Source organism: Acidiluteibacter sp., from assembly GCF_055129545.1.
The window spans coordinates 21,696-44,187 of the sequence record NZ_JBSRUB010000018.1; the positions used below are offsets into that span (position 1 = coordinate 21,696).

Genomic DNA, 22,492 nt, shown 5'->3' on the forward strand with positions numbered 1-22,492 from the left:
CTAAGAATAGATTTTAGGAAACTGTTGAGGTTTTGCTTCATGCATTAGATTGTAAATCGTGTCAAAAATATCCTCAATGCTCGGTTTAGAGAAATAATCTCCATCAGTACCATATGCAGGTCGGTGATTCTTTGATGCCAAAGTAACTGGCTCAGAATCCAAATTGAAGTAGGCTTTCTGACCTTCTAACACCTGTTGCATCATGTAAGCAGAAGCACCACCTTGAACATCTTCATCTAAAAATACCACTCGGTTGGTTTTCTTGATCGATTCTCCAATCATTCCATTTTTATCAAAAGGCATCAACGTTCTAATGTCGATTAATTCTACAGAAATACCTTCGGCTGCTAGTTGAGCAACCGCTTCTTCTGCTAAGTTGCAAGTTGAGCCATAAGTCACTAGAGTAACATCCCTACCTTCAGAAACAATTTCAGGAACACCCAGTTCTACTTGGAATTCACCCAAGTTAGTCGGCATTTTTTCTTTGCTTCTATAGGCATTTAATGGTTCTATAATCAAACCTGGATCATCACCTTTTAGCAAGGTATTGTATAATCCTGCCGCTGTTGTCAAGTTTCTTGGTACACAAATGTGAATGCCTTTCAAGCTATTGATGATGGTTCCCATTGGAGAACCTGAATGCCAAATTCCTTCTAAACGGTGTCCTCGAGTACGAACGATTAAAGGTGCTTTTTGACCCCCTTTTGTTCTGTATTGTAAGGTTGCTAAATCGTCGCTCATAATTTGAAGCGCATACAACAAATAGTCTAAGTATTGCACTTCAGCGATCGGGCGAAGGCCTCTCATCGCCATTCCAATTCCTTGACCAACGATGGTTGCTTCTCGAATTCCGACATCACTTACTCTCAATTCGCCAAACTTCTCCTGCATGCCTTCCAAGCCTTGGTTTACATCACCAATCTTACCGGCATCTTCTCCAAAAATTAACGTGTTTGGGTATTTATTGAATAGTACTTCGAAGTTATCTCTCAATACCACTCGTCCGTCTACCTGCTCTGCATTTTCATCATAAGTCGGTTTTACTTCTGTTTGAAGCAACGGACTGTCTGCTGAAGCAGAATAAAGGTGAGAACTGTATCTGTCTGCATTTACTTCAGCCGATTCATTTACCCAATTTAACAGAGCTGCTCTGTAGGACAATTGCTCGCTCTTTGTTATTCTTAGTGCTTTTTTTGCAGCGCTAATGACTTCTTTTCGATTTGGTTCAGAGCTTGCTTTCAATTCTGCAATAAGCGCATTAATTGCCTCTCCTTTTTGGCTTTCTCCTGCAAGATTAGTCAATAGTTCAACTACTGTATCACGATCGGCCTTAATGGGTTGGATAAAATCTTCCCAAGCTAATTTCTTCTGATCTCTTACTTCTTTTTTTGCTGTTTCTTTTATTTCGTTCAATTGTTCCTCAGAAGAAATCCCTTTAGATACAATCCATTTTCCAAACTGATTGATGCAATCGTATTCCGTTTCCCACTCTAATCGTTCTTTGGATTTGTAGCGCTCATGTGAACCAGACGTAGAGTGGCCTTGTGGCTGAGTTACTTCTTCCACGTGAATTAAAACTGGAATGTGTTCCTCACGGGCAATTTTTGTTGCCTTCTCGTAAGTGGACATTAAGTGAGCGTAATCCCAACCTTTTGTTTTTAGTATCTCAAAGCCATTGCTTCCTTTGCCATCGCGCTGAAACCCTTTCAATACTTCTGAAATGCTTTCTTTAGTGGTTTGATATTTTTTAGGAACTGAGATTCCGTGACCATCATCCCAAACTGACATTACCATGGGCACTTGCAATACGCCAGCAGCATTAATTGCTTCCCAAAAAAGTCCTTCTGATGTTGAAGCATCACCGATGGTTCCAAATGCGATTTCGTTTCCTTGGTTTGAGAAATTATTTTCTCCTACCAACTCAGCTACATTTCTATAAATTTTAGAAGCTTGGGCCAATCCCAACAATCGTGGCATTTGACCTGCCGTAGGGGATATGTCAGCAGAAGAGTTTTTCTGTTGTGTTAAGTTTTTCCAGCTACCATCTTCGTTTAAACTTCTAGTTGCAAAGTGACCATTCATAGATCTTCCACCTGAAGCAGGTTCTAACTCTATACTAGGATTGGCATATAACTGCGCAAAGAATGAACGAATCGTCAGTTGATCGATTGCCATCATGAAGGTTTGATCTCTGTAGTACCCCGAACGGAAGTCACCATTTTTGAAAAACTTGGCCATTGCCAATTGAGGAACTTCTTTTCCATCACCGAAAATTCCAAACTTCGCTTTTCCTGTAAGCACTTCACGTCTACCAAGAAGAGAGGTTTCTCTACTTAAAACAGCTAAGGAATAATCAGCTAGGATATCTTTCTTGAATTCTTCTTGAGTCATCTTTTTTTGCTCTGGGGTATCTAATGTCGCCTCTTTGCTCATGGTGGTATCTTTAAAAAATTGCTTTGCGAAATTACCAAAAAAACCGCTTTTTATAAAGGCTAAATCGAATGGGTTTAAAAAGAAAACAGGAGGGGATTACCCTCCTGTTTAATGTGCCTCTGATAAGATAAGGTTGACTAAATTGTTTAACTGTAGTTTTTTTAATCAGCTGAAAGGCACATGGGAAATTAAGGATTTTATTTGAATAAATTACTCCTTAATGGCTTTAATTTTTTTATTGGTTATTGAAAATTGCTAATCGTAAATAAATCAATGAAAAAGATATATTTCGGTTGATTTGTTGATTCCGTTTGCCTACCCTCTTCAACTGGTGATGAGATTTGAGCAGTCAAATTATTTTGAACAATCATAAAACAACTTATAATTATTGACCAAAATAGGATCGTGATTGTCTTGGTAATTCGCTTCTTTTTCATGGGGTTTAGTTTTTTAATTATGGCAAACGATTAGTAACTGAATCCTTAGGGAGGTTAGCGCTATTGACACCATCTATAAATTTGCAATCCAGGCAAGTCAACCCTTCGTTCAACATCACCCAAGTTTCACCGATCATGTCTAAATCATATTCATTTCCAACGTTTTTAATGTCGTAGATGATGTATTCTGAACCTTCTTTTAAAGCGATTTTAGCGCCTACTGGTAACATGATGTGCACCTTTACTTCCTGAGCTCGGAATTTATCTTCCAAATCAAAATGGATGAAAGGGCTAAACTTCAGGATTGAATCTTCAATATGATAAACAAGTTCTATTTTTTCTGCCCGCTCTTTTGCATCTTTTCGGTTAGAACCTTTCGATATTTTTTCGACCATAATTTTTATTTTATCGCCTCGTGTTGGCAACACATCTACTTCTAAGTTGTCGAAATATACTTTTCCGTTTTCTATCCACAAATCTTCTTCAACCATTGGGATGTCAAAGTCATTAAATTGATTATCAGATTCATTTAAATCGCTTAAATAGATAATATTAGAAGTGCTCGTCCATTCTATGTTAGAAAGTGATTTCTGACTAGATTTTAACTCTTTTAATGAAATTATGGTCACATAGGAGGCTAGAATGATACCGACAATCCAAAGTACACCCATTGAAATTCCAATCACCGAGTTGTTGGTTTTTAATTTGAAAATCATTTTTATTCCGCTGTAAATCAAACCAATCATCGGAATTCCGACGATTAGAATCAGAGCGATTAAAGCTAACGTAGAGTTGACCCCTGTTCCGATTAACGCCTCTAAAATATCATGTGAAGGAATGGTGAAAATTTCATTATGGCTAATTACAGTGACAACATCTGAATTAAATAGTGTAGCAGTTAGTGCTATAAGAATAGAAATTCCGATGATGATAAATATGAGCCCAAAGAACTTCATCGCAAACTTTAAAATGAATAGAATCACCATGCCAATAAAAGCGAATAATTTAGAGAGTGCACCGCTTAGCGAATTGGCAGCATCTTTGGCACCCTCACCGTTAAAAGAGTCTTTCAGGTCGTTAAATTTATCTTCGACAGTTTTTTTAATGTTATCCACATTAACTGCTTCCCCTTTCATTTCTAGTTTTTCTGCTGTAGTTTTTGCTTTTGGGATGACGATCCAAAGAATCAAATAGGGGATAAAACCAACGCCCCAAACGAAAAATGCAAAAAGAAATACGATTCTAATCCAGATGCGGTCGATACCGAAGTAGTGGCCTACACCCGAGCAAACACCACCAACTATTTTGTCGTCTTCATCTCTAAAAATCCGTTTTGATTTTTGTTTGGCGGAGCCAGTGCTTTTATTTTCTGTCCAATCACTTTCCTCTTCTGTTCCATCAAAGTATTGTTCAGGCTCTCCCATTACTGAGATAATGTGATCCACATCACTTAGAATAACTACAGAGCGCTCATTATTGAATCGTTCTTTGAATAACTCTGCTACACGTGATTCTATATCAGCCATGACTTCATCACGACTGTCTGTATTGCCCAAGTATTTCTTTATAGTGGCGAGGTAATTATTTAGCTTGTCATATGCATCAAGCTCTATGTTGAATACAATTCCACTGATATTGGCGGTTACTGTTTTGTTCATTTTCTTGCGGTTTATGTTGGTCGGGTTATGCGTTCTGTTTTCTGGTTAATTCTACTGCTTTCATCAAGTCACTCCATGTGACGTCTAGGTCCTTCAAAAAGTTACTGCCCTTTTCTGTCAGTTGGTAATATTTTCTCGGTGGACCCGATTTTGATTCCTCCCATCGGTAGGAAAGGAGTTCAGCATTCTTGAGTCGAGTAAGTAGGGGATATAAAGTCCCTTCTACTACTATCAGTTTACCTTCTTTCAGTTGATTTATTATCTCTGAAGGATAGGCCTCGCCTGACGAGAGGATGGATAGAATGCAATATTCTAGGACACCTTTTCGCATTTGAGCTTGTGTATTTTCAATTTTCATAATTTAAAATGAGCTTAAATTTATTTTTTTTCAACTTTCATCTTTCCAAAAATGGAAAGCAATACGGTGCTGTCTTCACTAGTGACAATGAAATGGGCTTCGCTGATGTTTTTTCCAACACGGCTCACCAATAAGTAGATTTCGTTGTTGCTTTCTACTTTGGCGTCCTCCATGTCGATGAGTTCGTACCCTTCTTTTTGGAACATTTTTTTTACATTACTTCCATTTATGTAATCGTCAATGACCAATAATCGACCTTCTTTAAAGTCGCCTGTTACCCACTTTTCTTTTCCATTTAGGTCTAAATCGATGTCAAAAGCATCTATGATCTCTTTCGAAAGACTCATGCTGAAACAGTCATTTTCTGACTTCAGGCTTTCAAATATCTTATTTGATTTGCTTCCTTCTGAGGCCATTAGCTGAACACTTGCAAAGGCAGTGATTAGTATAAGTGCTATTTTTTTCATTTCGATTGGTTTATAAATGTTTTACAAAGATATATCTAAAGGAAGGTATTATGCAAGACATAGTACCATATTTTTTTAATTTATTCCGTTAAGTGGTTATCGAGAATGATGAATGGAAAAAGAAATCCGATGAATGGAGACGAATAATCACTTCACTTTTATAATTTTGGTAACAAATTGAATTGAACCATGGAGATATTTTTACAGCCGGAGATTTGGATTAGTTTATTGACATTAACCTTTCTAGAGATCGTATTAGGGATTGATAATATTATTTTTATCTCCATCGTAGCCGACAAATTGCCGAAAGAACAGCAGGGAAGAGCTAGAAACATTGGTTTAATCTTGGCCATCGTTATCCGCATCTTTTTGTTGATGGGAATCTCTTATATCGTGCAATTGACGAACCCATTGTTTACCATATTTGAATTGGACATCAGCGTAAGAGATCTAATTTTGATAGCTGGAGGACTGTTTTTACTGACAAAAAGTACCACAGAAATTCACCATAAAGTAAATGGCGATGAAGCAGAATTAGGAGTTAAGGAAGGGAAGAGAATGACGGTGAAGGCAGCCATTGTTCAGATTGTTATTTTGGATATGGTTTTTTCTTTTGATTCTATTTTAACGGCCGTGGGCTTGTCTGATCACTTACCAGTAATGATAGCAGCGGTTATCCTTTCGCTAGGAGTGATGCTGGCTTTTGCGAGTAAAATAGCGAAGTTTATTAATGAGCAACCAACCATTCAGATGTTGGCATTGTCCTTCTTAATCATGATTGGGACTTTGTTGATTTTAGATGGGTTTCACGTTCATGTGCCCAAAGGATACATCTATTTCTCTTTGGTATTTAGTTTGTTGGTGGAATTTTTAAACCAGCGATTGAGAAATAAAAAAGGGTAAAAAGCATTTGAAAACATCGGTTATAGCGGTTGTTGCTTTCATCTCTTCAAGATTTATGAAAAATGACCAGAGAGACTTATCCAAAACCCATTGTGTTTGTCCGATGACTGTTTGTATTCAATAGTGGCATCCAGTTGATCTGCCAATAAATGAATGAGAGTAACCCCAATAGAATCTTCCTTTTCTAACATCATATCGATGTCATGAACACCAACTCCATTATCCGAGTATATAAAACATTCATGATCTTTTTCGTGTTTGAACTGAATCATAACTTTCAAAATGTCAGCGTATTTGGAGTGTTTTAATGAATTGGTGAGTAGTTCGTTAAAAATCAATCCTAGCGGTATAGCTGTTTCAATTGAAATCGGGAGAGCGTCAGCTTTTATTTCAACTGAGACTTTATTAATGTGGCTTGCAATAATGTCATCAGAAAGAGCTTCCAGGTATGCCTTGAATTCAAGTTTTTCAAAGTTGTTGGATTGATAGAGCTTTTTGTGAACCAGTGAAATGGAGTGAATTCGGTTTCTGGCATCTTGAAATACTTCGGCTGTCTTCACGTCTAAATTTTTTGCGTTTAGTTGTAAACTAAATAGACTACTTATTATCTGCAGGTTATTTTTTACTCGATGGTGAAGCTCTTTTAAAAGCAATTCATTTTTATTGTAAGATTCTGAAATAATGAGGTGTGAATTCTCCAATGCTGAATTGTTTTTTTTCAATTGGATATTTTTCAATTCCATTTTTTTGCGATTCTTATTTCGAAGTGTAATGAGAAAGATTAGTAGCACAACGATCACGACTAAAAAGAAGGTGGTAAATAATAGCTCCCTATTTTTGGATTCCAATTGTTCGTTTGTTTTTCGTGCCCTTTCAGCATCAGCTAAAATTTCTAAAAAACGAGAAACTTGAACCTCGTCTTTACTTGCTTTCATACTCACCTCATTCTTTAAGCTGTCGTTATAGAGGTAGTATTTATCCAGTGTATTTTTTATCAAACTATTGTTTGATCTAGAACTGTAAATTCTCAATAAACCTTCAAGTCCTTCAACAACTTCTTTGAAATTGCTTTGTTTTTCGGCAAATAAAATTGAATTATTAAAGTAGTGTAGCGCTGAATCTGCGTTGCCAATTGCTTCATACGCTTTGGCCAAACTCTGATTAATTTTCACAAAACCATTCTCTATATGGTACATTTTGAGCAATTCTATCTCTTTATAAAAATAATAGATGGAAGAATCGTATTGCATTTCATCATGAAGAATAGCTCCATAATTTCCAAAAGAATAGGCATAGAGCGTTAAGTTTAAATCTTTGAAATTCGAAATTTGATTGGCTCGATATAGTTTTTTTGCTTCTTCATAATTCTTTAGCAAATAATAAACATAACCCAAGTTATTTCTGCCGCTGTATATTTTTTCTTGATCACCCAATTTCTCATAGCGTTCAAGATTTTCGGCATAGAGGCGACTCGCTTTTTCTAAACTGTCTTGTCGAATCATAAACATGGCATAATAGCCAATGAGGTGACCTTTAATAAATTCGCTATCAATGTAGGATAACAGCTTTGGAAATGCCTCATTGATGTAATTGTTCGCAACGATGGGAGCTCCGATCCAGTTTAAACTAGAAGCGAGCAAATACTTCAGGTATAATTTTTCGCCTTCATTTCGGTAGCATTCAAAATCCAACAGTGTTTTTAAGTACTTTATGGCAACAAGTTGACTGTCATTGTGCTGAATTCTTCGGGTGATAAAAAATGCTTTCTCAAGTTCAGTCGCGTTAGGGGGGATGGTAATATTCCCTACCTTGTTTATGCTCAATTCGGTCTGTTCAAGAATTTCAGTGATACTTAAGTTTTTAATATTTTTTGACTCAAGGATCTTATTAATGTTCAGCTTGACAGCATCATTGATGTGGCTACCACCTTGGGAAAAACCACAAAGGGAATATAGCAAAGTAAAAAGAAGAATGAACTTTTTCAATTGATCTTATTAAAGATTGTAAAGCGACCAAAGATAGAAAATTAACTTATATAGAAAAGCAGTTAATTGTTAGATCGAATATTGAAAATCGGAATTTATTATGAATAGCTCCGGAGGACTGTTGGAGTCCTCCGGAGCTGTTGTTTTATAGAGACTTACCATATTTGTATCGTTGTTGAATTGAATGAAACAACTTATTAAGCTTTTGTCAAATTGACAATAGAAAAGCCATAGAAAGGGAATAAGTAAAGTCAAAGAAACAACTAATTCTAATGAATAGCTATTCAACTCAGAAAAGGGAAGTAAAATAATTCTTTGGAGAATAGACTATTCATCAGCTTCCCAGCTTGTGCGGCCGCACATTTTTTAATCAATTTTTTTACCTGATCTGGCTTTCTAGCCCTATAGGAGAGTAATGCTCTCTTGGAAATAGAAGCAGGTCCCAATACTAAATATTATGAAAAATGTTAGAATAAAAGTGATTATGCTTGTTGGAGTTATGTTTGCATTAACAAGCTGTGAGAAAGAGACAGTAGAACATCCAACTCAAATTGATGCAACTAGTAAAGAGTTCGTTAGTAGTATTAATAAAGACGGAGGTGGGGGAGATGATGATGAATTTATTATCATTTATGGATTGACGGAAGATGACAACAATGATCCGATTACAGATGTAAGAGTAATTGTATTCGACTCAGAATTTTCCAATCCTTTGGACACAGTGTATAGCGATAGTTATGGAGAATTTACTTTTAGTCTCAATGCTGGAAATTATTATTTCAAAGCCAGTGCTATGGGGTATCAAAACCTGGAGACCTCAGCTATTAATTACACCACAAGTGATTCAATACAGTTAGAGCTTTCTGAGATTTAAATGGAGTCTAGCAATAAGGAGGAGGTTATTTTACCTCCTCCTTATTTTAAATTGGAACCTTAATGGAGTATTCGGTTCCATTAACTGAATTCACTTTAATTTTACCATCCATTTGCTTTATGAGTTGATTGATTAAGTCCAAACCAATAGATTCTTTATTGTGAAGAATCATGCCAGAACCATTATCAGCAATTACCAGCTTCAATACATTATTCGCAGCGGACATTTCAATCTTAAGAACTGGTTTCTCACTACTAGTCCCGTATTTAAAAGCATTTGTAATAATTTCGTTTGCTATTAATCCCAATGGTAGCGCCTTGTCGGTATCTAAATAAATCGATTCAAGTTCTATCTTTAGTTCTATTTGTTGCTTTCCGAACACAATGACTAAGTTTTGAATCATGCGATTCAAATACTCATTAAATAGGATGGTGGTGTCCTCAGTAATTTTTTTTGAATAGAAACTTTCATGGAGCAACGTAATTACAGCAACTCTATTTTTGCTCTCTTGTATAATTTCTCTCGCTACTTCATCGCCTAATTTTCGCTGCTGAAAGCTCAACAGTCCAGCAAGTATTTGTAGGTGGTTTTTTATACGGTGATGCTGTTCAATAGTTAACTGTTTTTCTTTTGCACTAAGTAACTTCTCTTTGTTGTAAAGCTTGTAGTATTGAACAACTAATAGGAATATGAGTAGTGCGATTACTCCGACTATAACTGCACTTCTCTGCCAGATTGAGGTCTTTTCTTTTTGTTGGCTAATTTTTAATAAATTAATTTCAGCTTCTTTTGATAGTAAGAGGTTCGCTTTCTGCTTTTTATCAACTTCGTATTTGATCTCCAATTCATTAATTGTTTTTTGTTTTTCATGATCTAAAAGAGAGTCTCTTAAGGATGCAAAGTGTTTATAATAAAATAAGGCTTTTTTTAAGTCTCCTTGTTGTTCGTATAACTCTTGTTGAAATTTATAGTTGGTCTTTCGAAGTTCATCTATTTTCAAAAAGGAAGCAAGTTTTAAGGCTTTGTCTAGGTATATAACTCCTTTATCCCATTGTTTATTTATGGCATAAATACTCCCAAGGTAATTGTAGCAATAAGCTACTCCTTTTTTGTCACTTAGGCGATCTCTAATTGCTAGGGATTTGTTAAAGTAATAAATGGATGAATCGAGGTTAGATCTAAGAAATTCTAATTCACCCAAATTGTAATATGTGTTAGCTATAGACTTTTTATCTTTGAATTGTAGCTTAATTTTTAGTGCCTGCTTGAAATCAGTTGCTGCTTCGTTAAAGTATTCCATTTCTAAAAAAGTACTACCTCTATTATTAAGCGTTTTACTTATTTGAATGGAATCGTTCAATTCTTTAGCTAATTCGAAAGCTCTATTGTGGTATTTAAGCGCTAACTCAAGATTATTTGATTCTTTGTAGATATTACCTAAAACATTGGATGCTTGAGATGACTTTTGTATCATATTTTTTTGTTCGAATATTTTTAATGAACGTATCCCTAAGGAAGTTGCTTTGTCATATTGACCAAGAATTTTAAAAATACTTGCATTGTTAATTAAGCATATTGCCAATAATGAATCATCACCATAATTTTCATAAACTTTCTGTGCCATTTCAAAGTTTTCAATTGCTCTTGCATTAAATTCTTCTTGTATGTCTATAAATCCAAGATTGTTGTAGCACATTCCCAATAGGTTCGTACTATCTGGATATTGAATAATTAGTAGTTTAAAGTTTGTACGAGCTTTGTCATAATCTTTAGCTTTTAAAGCTTTAAATGCTGTTTCTTTTAGCTCTAGAGCACTTTGAGCATAGATTCTAAATTGAGTTAGAAAAAATGTGAATAAGAGAATAAGTAGAGTTGCAGGTATTTTTTTCATTTCATACTTTATTAAAAAGCCCTAAATTGGTGGTCTAATTTACATTATTGATGTTGAGTATACAATTGTTAATTGTTGAAGATAATTTTTTAGTAGCAGAAGAAATTCAAAGTTGTGTTGAATTGTTAGGCTTTAGTGTTTCTGCAATTGTTGATAATGGGAGTGATGCTGTGGCTGAGGTTAGGAAAAATAAGCCTGATCTAGCTATAATGGATATCCACTTAAAAGGAAAAATAGATGGGATAGAAACGGCTGGTATTTTAGCAAATGAGTTTGAAGTTCCGATTATTTTTTTGACAGATCAATCTGATGAAGAGACCTACCAAAAAGCAAAATCAACTTTTCCACATGCATTTTTGTCAAAACCAGTTGATGTTGTCAGTCTAAAAAGGAGTATTGAGTTGGCTGTTTCTATGATTAAGAAAAGTGAAAAACTTCAAGAAATTGAAAGTAATGGTCGAATATTGAATAACTCCTATTTATTAAAGATTGGTTCAGACCTTAATGTAATTAAATTAGAAACTATCAAGTGTTTAATAGCGAATGGTTCTTATTGCGAAATAAAAACAGATTCAACAAAATTTCTAATCTCAAAACCGATGAAAGCTGTTTTGGAGAGTCTGTATGATTCAGAATATTCAAGGAAAAACATAATAAAAATTAGCAGGTCTTGCGCTATTAATATCAATAAAATTGAGCATATTTCTGGAAGTAAAGTAACCGTTTTAGGAGAGGAGTTCTCTATCGGTGGAAAAGAATACAGGGATAAATTACTGCAATTATTTCAAACGCTTTAATGGAAAATAATAGCGATTCAGAAAGAAAACCAGACCTTTCAGAAAGACTTTTTTTTTAATTAAATAGACATTCATTGTTTCGTTGATTATATATGAAATCAATGGAATATTCTATACTACATATTTCTTTCTTACTAGATATCTTATTAATAAAGGAAAGCCTCCCTCGTAACCGAGAAGGACTTGTCAAACTATTACAAGTTATTGAAGATGGTGTTGAAAATGAAAGTGACAGGTCTGACGGACAATACCTATACAAGCTAAACATAAGAATACAGGAGGCTATAGGCTTAAAAAAGGAAACAATTAAAATTAAAGAGAGTTGTCTAAATTGTTGTGTTAGCTACCTCAGGTATGAGTCATTTAAGGATTTAATAATTAGAATAGATCAAATTAAAGATCTAGTTGACAAAACTTTAAAAAATACAAAAAAAGTACTCTTACTTCTTCCTGATTCTGACAATGGAAGAATTAAGGAAAATATTGAAAAATCTCAAAGTAAAGATCAGAATTTTAAGTTTTTAGAGAAGAAGTATAATCCTAACAATTGGCAAAATTTATTAAAAGAGAACTCTTCTAACCGAGCCGTTCTATGGTTTGTAAGTGAAGTAATATTTAAAACCGAGATAGATTCATTAAGTCAATTTTTCAATGATACTAATGACTATATAGCAAGAGTTTTACCCTATTTTTTAATTGACAAAGAGAATGATTTAGTTATTGTTAAAGAGAAACTGAATTCAGAGAACCTGATTGGATCAGAAGATGATCTAATTATTCTCATCCAATTGTTGATTCATTTACAAACACAAAGTTCTTCTAAAACTAAAACCCTAGAGAAAGCCAATTCCAATATCTCAATAAAAGATACAAATACTGTAATTCTTGGAAATATGAAAATTAAGGGCAAGTACATTGCTGAGCGAGATATAATTTTCAATAAAGTAAAAAATAGCAAGAAATAATGGATAAGTCAGAAAATACCATTCTAGAATCTAACGTAGTTGCAGAAAATATAGCCATAGAGTCTAAATATGTTGCTTTACGTGATGTCAACTTTAACTATGGAAATAAAGGCCTATTCTTTCCCATTAACTATTCTTCTTATTCAGAAGAGATTTATCCTGTTCCAGTTTTTATCAAATTACTTATTGAAAAATTACATGCTAATCGTATACTGATCGTAAATCAGCCTTCCTCTTTCGATATAGCTTCTATGCTTAGATATGTTGGAGTAAAGCTTAGATTAGAAGAAAAGTTAGATTTATTAGAACTTGATGGCAGTAAAGAATACTTGAGTCTTATAAAGGAGTTTCCAAAACATGGGACTGATAAAATTTTTATTTTAGACCATATTCATCCGCAGGCATTAGACTTTGATTTATCTCGATTAATGCAACTGGCAACGCAACATAACTTTTACTACTTGATTTCAACAGAAGTTTCTCAATCAGTTTGGCAAATCAAGAGAAACACATTCAGTAACTGTTGGTTTGATATACCGACCAGTAATAATTACAATCAAGAAGAATTATCAAAAGACATACTTCAAAAAATTACTGTTGAAAAATCAAAAATTTCATTTCTAAATGAAGAGGAGATTACGCTTAAGACTAGGATTTCTAACAAACTAACCATTCAAGATATTGTATCTAGCTTTCAAACTCCCGAACAGATAAATCTGTTTGTTTATCAATTAATTGGAGTAAAAGAAAAGCTTGATGAAAAGAAGTTGCATAACATTCTACTAGAGGCTACTGATGAAAGTGATCCTGCAGTTGTAAAATGGTTCCACTCACTACCGCAAGCTCAAAAATTAGTTGTAATAGGGGCTTGTATTTTAGAAGGCGTTTATGATGATCAATTTTTTCAGTTAATGAGTTAAATTGTTGAAAATCATTGGAAATATAGAGATCGAGAGTTACTTTCGTTGGATTATTGCGATCTAGATTTTTTACACAATTATTTTGAATTTGATAAGGTTAATGAGGGAAAATACATTCTAAAAAGTAAATACCCAGAACAACGAGCAGCAATAATTGAGGCTGCTTGGGACAGTTACCGTCGTCATATTTTATACGCCCTACCAATTCTGGTAGATGCTGCACGAAATACTATTGTAAGCTCCGAAATAAACTGGGAAAAGTTCGGAAATCAGCAAAGACGAACGGCAATACGCCAGGCAATTGGTGGAGCCATTAGCGACATTGGTATTCATTCATTAGAAACAGTAGAACATACCTTATTAGAGTTCGCTGCAGTAAGTGAAATAACACTCCAGAGGATTACTGCAAAAGCGATGGCTCGCTGGAGAGAGTATGGTCATCATGAACTTTTATTTAACACAATAAACCGTTGGGTTATAAGTGAGGACATTCAGCAGACAGTAACGGAGTTCTTGAAAAATGAAAAGATTTCTTCTATTAATAAGTCTTCTGCTGAAAAAGCTTTGACTTACATAAAGTCAACATCAGTATTGACTTTAGGATATGCAGCTGCTTACGATCCACCAGATGAATTAGATCAACGGTTGATTGATTTACTACAATTACTTCTAGTAGATTATGAACCAAGAGTTAGAGAAAGGTTAAAAGAGGTCTTACCAAGATTAATTAAACAGCACGTTCATAAAATGTTACCTCTTATAACAGAGCACTTAGTTAAAGAGGATGACTTACAGGAATTGGTTAGTAATAGCTTAGCAGGTGTTTATCTTGAGTTTCCTGAAACGATACAAAAAATTTTAATTGGTTGGATTCAAGAATGTTTGGAGGTGAACTCTGAAGAGAATAGAAGACTAAAGTTAACGCATAGAGATAAGGTTTTAATTACTGTTTTAAAAACATACCAGAAGTTAGATCTTATAAAAAGTCAACACGTAATTTCTATCCAATCGTTGTATCAAACATTGAAATCACTAATCAAGTTAGAAAAAAGAGAGGCAGTTTTAAAAGTGGTCTGGGAAACTCTAATTTTTGTGCTACAGCTAGATTATGAAGAAGCAGAAAGACAACTTCCAGAAATATGTCCTAACGTTTTTTCTGAAGAAGCAGACTATTTGGTTTTTGCGTTTTGTAAAGTTTACTTTCAAGAAAGAATTAAACTAAATGAATTAACAGTTTATCGCTTAAAACTAGCGCTTGAAGAAGAGAAGCTACCAGTTTGGTTAAACCCAAATGAAAGACCTGTTACAAAAGTTGAAAAAGGAGTTCAGCAATTATTAGAAAGTAAGGTATTGTCTAATAGATTGCTGGGTACAAAGATTTTATGGCAATTTGGGAAAGAGGTTGATAAAGAGGAGCTTGATAATTTATTTAGAATTGAACCCATTAGACCGATTGAACGCCCTCAAAACTCTCAAAGGGAAAGAGAAACTCCAACAACTGCTTCAATTCACTTTAACAGAGCAATACCAATTCAAATTTCTATGTGGATTAGAATTTGGATTTATATTCTGTGTATTAAAGATGATAATTCTTTAAAAAGCAGAGAAACATTAAAAGCATTTTATTTAACTATTAAGAGTAAAGGTTTAAAATCTGCTTACACTAGCTTTTTACTCAAAAGGTGGAGTGGTGGACTTCCAGAATTAAAGAAAATGAGTTCTAGAATACAGTTTTTAATTAAAAGAGCATTTTAATTATGGATTGGATAAAGAAGTTAAAAGTAAGTGGCAAGTATGTTGCCATGGGAAATGTAATCATCAATAAAACAATTGGGAATATAAATAGCGCTAAAGTTATAGTTTTTGGCTTTCTATTGTTGTTGATCGTTATTTTCTTCAACTATATTATGCCATGCCCAACCAACTCTCAATATATATTTCTGCGCATTGGCTTCTCTTTTGGAATTACATCCGTTCTAATACCAATAATTGGTAGACTGAAATTTGGAAGCCATAGTTTCAGGGGTCTCTTTACTTTGCTGCTTATTTTGTTTACTTATTTGGTAAATCCTGCAGTTATTATTAAAAATGATAATTGTAATCTATATACACGTATCAATGGACAAATATACCTTGGAGAGAAACCCTTTCAAGACGCTATAATAAGCTTACCCCATCTAAACTATAGAACCTTAAGTAATACTTCTGGAGAGTTCTTGATTCAATGGAAAAACGGAGATAAAAGGATTGACAGCATATTAGTAAATGTGCAATCTGCAGGAATAGATACCTCATTCTACTGGAATCAAGAAGACACTCCTTTACAAATTGCAATAGCGGATACTTTGATTCCAATTTCTAAAAAAGTAATTCATCAACTCTTAGTGAGTCGAATTAAAGAATTTGAAGAGCTGATGAAAGGAAACTATTTAGAATGGGGAATAGGAATAGCCACCGACATTGAGGAACTATTCTCTCTTTACTCTTCATTTGAGACGTTCAAATCAAATTATAGAAATGAGTTCTTGTTTAAGGGACTAGACTGTGAAATTGCTTTCAGAAAAAACTTGCTTTCTGCCGGAATTCAAGTTGTTAATCAACTTAAACCATTCGAAAAACATTCTTTCGATAGCTGTAAAACTTACATTTTAAAATCAACAAAATTCCCGAATTATAGACTTCATTATTTATTAACGAATGAAAATCAACTACAGTTTGAAATCAGTAAGCTACAATTTATTTCTGAAGATCAATACAGGGCAAAAATTGTATTTAAAGAAAATATTAGAAGTGTTAGAGTGCTTTTAACCTGTTCAGAAAAGACAAATGGTTACAAAATTAGACAAATGGAAGTCTATGGCTTTCTTCCTCAAGAAGAGTTTGATTTAGAGTTTAGAAATGGAGAATGGACACTAATAAAAACTAAAAGTGTGTAATATGAATTTTAAAAAAATAATCTATTATTTCATTATAGTGTCTCATGTAATGCAGTTAGGTTGTTCTGTTAAGCTAAGTCCTATAGTTCAAAGAAGTGTTGAGCAGGAGAATCCTCATCTTACATATGAGAAAGATCTAATTTGGGAATATGTTATTTACAAAGGCTTCGTTGTAAATTATAATAAAGAATGGAAAGTTCCCAATTACACCATACATCGGATTTCGCCGGATCAAATAAAAGATAGTAATGGAGTAAAAGCAGTTCGAATGAACGACTTTGAAATTGATGAAAGATTGGTTGGAAATTCTGCAACAGATAATGACTATTACAAAAGTGGTTATGATAGAGGACATCATGTTCCGGCAGGAGACTTCGTTTATAGCCAATATTTGAAAGACGAAACATTCAACTATTCAAATGTTTCTCCGCAGTTGAAAGAACTGAATCGCTATGGATGGAAATATTTGGAAATGGCAATTCGAAAAAAAGTAGAAAAATGCAGTTGCTCCGCCTATGTGGTTACAGGGTTAATATTCGAAGAAACAATTAATACTGTAGGAGAGAATAAGGTAGGAGTTCCAAATGCCCTTTACAAGATTATTTTTTATCCTGAATTAGGTAAAATGTACGCAGTTAAAATGGGGAACAATTCACTAAAGTTTAGTGGTGCATTTAAAGATTATCAGTTGACTGTTGATGAAATTGAGCAGTTGACTGGCTATGATTTTTTTGAACGATTGGCAGATGAATATGAACTCAAATTAGAAAGTAAAATATACAAATTACGAAGATGAAAAGATTCAAGAAATATCAATGGTTAGTGTTGTTATTCACCTTAATGGCCTGTAGTGGAGGGAACTCCCAGCTAGCTGTTTTAGAGAATTGCGAAAATGCTGAAACAAAAGAGATTGTTGCAGAGAAATGTTGTAAAATCTGCAAAAAGGGAAAGGCTTGTGGCGATAGCTGCATTAACAAACAATTAACGTGTCATAAAAAGCCGGGTTATGCTTGTGATGGGAAATCTAATTTATAAATAATAATTATGAAAACTTTTACAAAACACTTTTCAATAGTTGATGAGGTAGAATTCTTTAATATTCCTTTAGAAAAAGATTTAGAGGTATTTATTTGTCCTTTTCTCATTCAGAATACTAAATTAGAAAGTACTATCTCGAAAGAAGTATATAATAGGCTGGTATCATTTCTTTCTAAGTTGAATAGAGATTTTATAAAACCAAACAAAAGAAATTTAGGAATAACTTTTCTTTCACATCTTCATGAACCTAATGAAATCCACTTTGGCTACTCACAAACTAACAAAGGGAAAGCAGTGGCAAAAGAAAAAGCAGCAACAATATTTGATTCTCTGAGAAATAATCGATTTGCTAAACACGAAGCAGAAATTACTAATGAGGCTCACAACGTTTTATTACTTGTTGCAGGCATTGGTCAAGACATTATGTCTGACACTATTCTCAATGTTTGTCGAGATATCTTTTCAGAATTTACTGCAAATCAGGTTAAGAAATATAAATTGAAGGGTGCGAAAGTATTTGAATGTGAGTATTATGACTGTAGTGCTGGCAAGTGGAGCATAAAAAAATATAGGCTACCAACCTATGATTCCCAAAAAGTAATCCTAGTTCCTAGAAAAATTGTAAGTGGTAATAGAGCCTATACTACGATGTATAACCGTTTTGTAGCTAGTAATTACATAGCAAAAGATATAATAAATAAAAAGTCTAAATCAAAAAAGGAGAAAGGTTTATTTGATGAAAAAACTAAGAAGTTAATAAAACAAAGAATATATAAAGCTTATAAAAAACCTAAAAAGGATTTGATTCAATTCGTTGAGCAATATAAAGGCTCTTTGGATGAATTTACTCGATATGCAAAAGAAAATTATCCCGAAATAGATATGAATAATTTGGACTATTAATGCAATAATCATGGAAATAGAAATCAAAGCTCAATTAGAGACAATTATTAAGCGAATAGAGCAGACCAAACAGCACATTTCAACAGAAGAAGCAACAAAGACTGCCTTTATTTTGCCTTTTATTCAAGCATTAGGATATGATGTTTTTAACCCTGCTGAGGTAATTCCTGAATTTACCGCGGATATAGGTTTAAAGAAAGGGGAAAAGGTAGACTTTGCAATCATGAGCGAAAACAAACCAATCATTATTTTAGAGTGTAAATCTTGGCAAGAAAACCTGAATAACCACAACTCTCAATTACATCGCTATTTCCATGTAACTCAAGCAAGGTTTGGAGTATTGACAAATGGAGTAATTTATCGGTTCTTTAGTGATTTGGAGAAACGAAACATCATGGATGAAAAGCCGTTTCTTGAAATTAATTTGGAAGATCTTCGTGAGAGTAATATCCAAGAGTTGAAGAAATTCAATAAGTCAAATTTTGATGTTGAACGTATTATTAGTTCCGCAAGTGACTTGAAATATATCAAAGCGATTAAGGACAATTTCATTCAACAAATTCAAGAACCTGATCAGGAATTTATCCGTTTTTTTTCAAATAGGGTATACAATGGTCGGTTTACAGAAAAAGTTATGGAACAATTTACAGCCATTACGAAAAAAGCAGTCAATCAAGTTGTGTCAGAGATGGTAAATGACCGATTAAAATCGGCTTTAGTTAAAGAAACAAAGGAGCAGCAAGAGGACACTTTTGAAGTAGAAGAAATTTCTAAAATAGAAACTACTGAAGAGGAAATAGAAGGTTTTCATATAGTTAAATCATTACTTCGAAAAGTAGTTGACCCCAGTAGGATTCATCACAGAGATACGCAGTCATACTTTGGGATATTATTAGATAATAATAATCGAAAACCAATATGCCGGCTTTGGTTTAACAGTGGTCAAAAATATATCGGACTAATTAACGAGTATAAACAAGAAGAGCGCCATCCTATTTCTGAATTAAATGAGATTTATGATTTTTCTGATATGATTTGTGGAAGAGTAAAAGGTTATGAAAACTAATATTTAAAATTTATTGATATGGGATTATTTAATAGCATTCTAGGCAATTCAAGTGAAGTTTCTATAGAGAAATTGAATCAAGAGTATGGGAAACTATTGTTGCAAGATGAAAAAATAGAGCTTGGGTTTAAGCTTTTTAGAGATGTATTTATGTTTACTAATAGACGTCTAGTCTTAATTGATGTTCAGGGTTTAACAGGAAGTAAAGTAGAATATAAGTCAATGCCATATAAGAATATTACTAGATATTCATTAGAAACAGCAGGGACTTTTGATTTAGATGCAGAGCTTAAAATATGGATTTCGAGTGAACATGCTCCATCAATAAGTAAAAAATTTAATAAAAACATCAATGTCTATGATGTACAGAAATTTCTAACCGAGAAAGTGACGTAACAAAATTAAAAGTCAACAACAACTCAATTTAAATAACATAATTATGAAAGCTAAATTATTAATACTGTTCTCATTTTTTTTGATCACATTGTCTGGATGTAAAAAAGATGAATGTGAAACCGCTAACTGCCAAAACGGTGGAATTTGTAATGATGGACGTTGTGACTGTCTTCAGGGATTTTATGGCTCAGATTGCGGTCAACAAATCACTCCCCAACAAATAAAAATTTCAAAAATTGAAGTACTTAAATTTCCTGCAACAGATAACGGCGGAGGTTGGGATCTTACAAGTGGACCGGAGATTTATCCTAAGATTTTAAAAGATGGAACCACGATTTGGACAAGTTCAATCTATTACGAAAATGCAGATCCTTCAGATACCTATCAATTTTCTATAACGCCTGCCTTTCAAATAACAGAACCAAAAGATAGCTATTCTATAGCGTTGTATGATTATGATGGCACAACAGCAAATGATTATATGGGTGGAGTCACTTTTACTCCATATTCTAGCAATAACAAGTTTCCTTCAACTATTCGATTGGATGCCGGAGGTGAAGTAGCTTTCAAGATTTATGTAAGCTATGTATTCTAATATAATAAACAAGAAAGCTGATGGGTATTTCAACAGCTATACTGATTGTCATAGAACTTAAAAAAATAAGAAAATGAAGAAAATTAATTTGACTATTATAGTTGTCTGTTTGACCTTAATTAGTTGCACATCATCGATAGATAAAAAATTTAATGAAGAAACAGCAAAAGAAGATATACTTAAGTTAAAAGAGGACTTAGATTCTAATGAACTGCAACTTTTAGCAATGTCAATGCTTCGTTTAAAATTTCAAAACGCTGATTTAAATGAAATGACATATTCAGAAATACTTGAAGATGGCAAAAAGTGGAAAGCAAAACAGTTAGCGATTGAAGAAGAGCAAAATCAACTAGCTTTAAAAGCTAAGGTTGAAGAAGAAAAGAGAATGGAGCTTTTAAGTCAGGCTGTTACTGTCTCTTGTTATAGTAAAGGATATGATGAGTATGATTATCAAAAGTACTTAACATACAAATTTATAATTAAGAATAAGTCTCAGAAAGAGATTCGAGCTTTGAAAGGGCAAGTCACTTTTTCGAATTTATTTGATGATGAAATTAGCTCTTTAAACTTTGTGTATGATCAACCAATATCAGCTCAAGATGAAGTAGTGTGGGAAGGAACGACTAAGTATAATAGTTTTAAATCCGGCGATAAAACTTTAAAGAATAAAGAATTGAAGGATTTGAAAGTCGTTTGGAAACCAAGTAAAATTATTTTTTCTGATGGAACAACTTTAGAATAGTATGAAAGTATTTATAATAAGTTTTTCTCTTTTAATTGCAGTTAATGTCTTCTGCCAAACCCCAATTAACCTTACGGATCAAACCATGAAGTTAGGAGGGGTGGGGCAAGAGTATTTCTATTTTGGATTTCACGAGGGAGATCTAGTTCAACTCAACTTTGAAGAACTCAGAAAGAAAGGGATCAAAGAAATAGAAATTAAAGAATTTTCATCTGGTCGTTCTATTTATTCGGATTATGAAGTAAAGAAAATTACTGGGAAGCAATTAGCCATTCCAACTACTGGGATTTATCAGTTTCGGTTTTACAATGCTTCATTGGGAAAGCGAATTGGAAAAATTGCAATTTCTAGAATCCCTTCGGAAAGTCAAGAAAGCTTTAATTCCACTGTATATTGGCGAACTGAATTTGATACTTCTTATATTCAAAATAAGGAGCAATATGTTATTAAAGAAGAATATATTCCGAAGTCAATTATTGATAATTCTCAAATTTTTATCAATAGTGGTAGTAATGCCACTTTTAAGGATGGCAAATCAAGAGTCACGTATCAAATTACTCTTCCACAAAATACAGTTGAATGGTATTATGAAGTAGTAGTTTATCGAAATAAAGATGCTTTAGATAAGACAGCTTCAGTATTTAGTCTTCTTTCGCAGTTAACTAAAGCATTTGATAATACTGGTGTTTTAAGTTATACAGCTTCTGCTCTGACGAAAGCTCCTGGTGATAACTATTGTGATATTTACCTGTTTCAAGACTATCAGAATGCTATGCTTTTCGAGCAAAAATTAGACGATCAATTCAAACATTTTTCGATTGCAAATAGGAAAAATGTAAAATCTGATATAGTTAAACTTGGAGAAGGCTATACTAATGGAACCTATTTTATAGGGATAAAAAATCCTGATTCTATGTATGGAATTAATGTGAGGTTAGAAGTTGTAGCGATAACTTATAGCAAGGAAGTAGGTTTAAGAACAGTCCTTGTTCCTAAAGTGACTAAAAATCAGATTCCATATTTGGTCAATCAGTCGGAATAATAGAATATTTAAGATTACTGAATAATTGGTTAAACTCAGTAAACGGAAACTCTCTTCAATTGCCTTGTCAGTATTGAAGGGGGTTT

At 33.6% G+C, this 22,492-nt stretch carries 21 protein-coding genes; 15 read left to right on the forward strand and 6 right to left on the reverse strand.

Annotated elements, in window-relative coordinates; genetic code table 11:
- The 4 genes from ACTB0X_RS10165 to ACTB0X_RS10180 all read right to left on the reverse strand — a co-directional run bounded on the left by ACTB0X_RS10165 (position 1) and on the right by ACTB0X_RS10180 (position 5,353).
- The gene (locus ACTB0X_RS10165) at positions 1–2,433 is read right to left on the reverse strand and encodes an alpha-ketoacid dehydrogenase subunit alpha/beta (RefSeq protein WP_463024906.1); all 2,433 of its coding nucleotides are present in this window, start codon (positions 2,431–2,433) and stop codon (positions 1–3) included.
- 454 nt (positions 2,434–2,887) lie between these two features.
- The gene (locus tag ACTB0X_RS10170) at positions 2,888–4,528 is read right to left on the reverse strand and encodes a PspC domain-containing protein (RefSeq protein WP_463024907.1); all 1,641 of its coding nucleotides are present in this window, start codon (positions 4,526–4,528) and stop codon (positions 2,888–2,890) included.
- A gap of 25 nt (positions 4,529–4,553) precedes the next feature.
- Positions 4,554–4,886 carry a PadR family transcriptional regulator gene (locus ACTB0X_RS10175; RefSeq protein WP_463024908.1) on the reverse strand — a complete coding sequence of 111 codons (333 nt, stop codon included), beginning with the start codon at positions 4,884–4,886 and terminating at the stop codon, positions 4,554–4,556.
- Positions 4,887–4,906: 20 nt separating this feature from the next.
- Positions 4,907–5,353 carry a hypothetical protein gene (locus ACTB0X_RS10180; protein WP_463024909.1) on the reverse strand — a complete coding sequence of 149 codons (447 nt, stop codon included), beginning with the start codon at positions 5,351–5,353 and terminating at the stop codon, positions 4,907–4,909.
- A gap of 189 nt (positions 5,354–5,542) precedes the next feature.
- On the opposite strand from ACTB0X_RS10180, the gene ACTB0X_RS10185 reads away from it, so the two are divergent.
- Positions 5,543–6,256, forward strand: coding sequence for a TerC family protein (locus ACTB0X_RS10185; RefSeq protein ID WP_463024910.1), 714 nt, complete (start codon positions 5,543–5,545; stop codon positions 6,254–6,256).
- A gap of 53 nt (positions 6,257–6,309) precedes the next feature.
- Here the strand turns inward: ACTB0X_RS10185 and ACTB0X_RS10190 are convergent, their stop codons facing one another.
- Complete coding sequence (locus tag ACTB0X_RS10190; RefSeq protein ID WP_463024911.1) at positions 6,310–8,241, reverse strand: sensor histidine kinase; 1,932 nt, start codon at positions 8,239–8,241, stop codon at positions 6,310–6,312.
- A gap of 457 nt (positions 8,242–8,698) precedes the next feature.
- Between ACTB0X_RS10190 and ACTB0X_RS10195 the strand changes: the two genes are divergently transcribed.
- Positions 8,699–9,115 carry a carboxypeptidase-like regulatory domain-containing protein gene (locus ACTB0X_RS10195; protein WP_463024912.1) on the forward strand — a complete coding sequence of 139 codons (417 nt, stop codon included), beginning with the start codon at positions 8,699–8,701 and terminating at the stop codon, positions 9,113–9,115.
- 46 nt (positions 9,116–9,161) lie between these two features.
- On the opposite strand, the gene ACTB0X_RS10200 is transcribed toward ACTB0X_RS10195, so the two are convergent.
- Positions 9,162–11,006 carry a tetratricopeptide repeat protein gene (locus ACTB0X_RS10200; RefSeq protein WP_463024913.1) on the reverse strand — a complete coding sequence of 615 codons (1,845 nt, stop codon included), beginning with the start codon at positions 11,004–11,006 and terminating at the stop codon, positions 9,162–9,164.
- Positions 11,007–11,056: 50 nt separating this feature from the next.
- Between ACTB0X_RS10200 and ACTB0X_RS10205 the strand changes: the two genes are divergently transcribed.
- The 13 genes from ACTB0X_RS10205 (at position 11,057) to ACTB0X_RS10265 (ending at position 22,406) form a co-directional block, all read left to right on the forward strand.
- Positions 11,057–11,803, forward strand: a complete 747-nt coding sequence (locus ACTB0X_RS10205; protein ID WP_463024914.1) for a response regulator — start codon at positions 11,057–11,059, stop codon at positions 11,801–11,803.
- 101 nt (positions 11,804–11,904) lie between these two features.
- Positions 11,905–12,768: a hypothetical protein gene (locus tag ACTB0X_RS10210; RefSeq protein WP_463024915.1), complete on the forward strand. Its 864-nt coding sequence runs from the start codon at positions 11,905–11,907 to the stop codon at positions 12,766–12,768.
- Positions 12,768–13,688 carry a hypothetical protein gene (locus tag ACTB0X_RS10215; RefSeq protein ID WP_463024916.1) on the forward strand — a complete coding sequence of 307 codons (921 nt, stop codon included), beginning with the start codon at positions 12,768–12,770 and terminating at the stop codon, positions 13,686–13,688. The genes ACTB0X_RS10210 and ACTB0X_RS10215 overlap by 1 nt, the downstream gene beginning before the upstream one ends.
- A 45-nt stretch (positions 13,689–13,733) precedes the next feature.
- Positions 13,734–15,443, forward strand: coding sequence for a hypothetical protein (locus ACTB0X_RS10220; protein WP_463024917.1), 1,710 nt, complete (start codon positions 13,734–13,736; stop codon positions 15,441–15,443).
- A 2-nt stretch (positions 15,444–15,445) separates the two neighbouring features.
- Complete coding sequence (locus tag ACTB0X_RS10225) at positions 15,446–16,624, forward strand: hypothetical protein (RefSeq protein WP_463024918.1); 1,179 nt, start codon at positions 15,446–15,448, stop codon at positions 16,622–16,624.
- 1 nt (position 16,625) lies between these two features.
- On the forward strand, positions 16,626–17,420 hold the full coding sequence (locus ACTB0X_RS10230) for a DNA/RNA non-specific endonuclease (protein ID WP_463024919.1): 795 nt from the start codon (positions 16,626–16,628) through the stop codon (positions 17,418–17,420).
- Positions 17,417–17,659: a hypothetical protein gene (locus ACTB0X_RS10235; protein WP_463024920.1), complete on the forward strand. Its 243-nt coding sequence runs from the start codon at positions 17,417–17,419 to the stop codon at positions 17,657–17,659. The genes ACTB0X_RS10230 and ACTB0X_RS10235 overlap by 4 nt, the downstream gene beginning before the upstream one ends.
- 9 nt (positions 17,660–17,668) lie before the next feature.
- Positions 17,669–18,565, forward strand: a complete 897-nt coding sequence (locus ACTB0X_RS10240; protein ID WP_463024921.1) for a hypothetical protein — start codon at positions 17,669–17,671, stop codon at positions 18,563–18,565.
- Positions 18,566–18,575: 10 nt separating this feature from the next.
- Positions 18,576–19,631 carry a type I restriction endonuclease gene (locus ACTB0X_RS10245; protein ID WP_463024922.1) on the forward strand — a complete coding sequence of 352 codons (1,056 nt, stop codon included), beginning with the start codon at positions 18,576–18,578 and terminating at the stop codon, positions 19,629–19,631.
- An 18-nt stretch (positions 19,632–19,649) separates the two neighbouring features.
- On the forward strand, positions 19,650–20,027 hold the full coding sequence (locus tag ACTB0X_RS10250; protein ID WP_463024923.1) for a PH domain-containing protein: 378 nt from the start codon (positions 19,650–19,652) through the stop codon (positions 20,025–20,027).
- Between the two features lie 43 nt (positions 20,028–20,070).
- The gene (locus ACTB0X_RS10255; RefSeq protein ID WP_463024924.1) at positions 20,071–20,622 is read left to right on the forward strand and encodes a hypothetical protein; all 552 of its coding nucleotides are present in this window, start codon (positions 20,071–20,073) and stop codon (positions 20,620–20,622) included.
- 73 nt (positions 20,623–20,695) lie between these two features.
- Positions 20,696–21,364, forward strand: a complete 669-nt coding sequence (locus ACTB0X_RS10260; RefSeq protein ID WP_463024925.1) for a hypothetical protein — start codon at positions 20,696–20,698, stop codon at positions 21,362–21,364.
- 1 nt (position 21,365) lies between these two features.
- Positions 21,366–22,406: a hypothetical protein gene (locus tag ACTB0X_RS10265; protein WP_463024926.1), complete on the forward strand. Its 1,041-nt coding sequence runs from the start codon at positions 21,366–21,368 to the stop codon at positions 22,404–22,406.
- Positions 22,407–22,492: the final 86 nt, after the last annotated feature.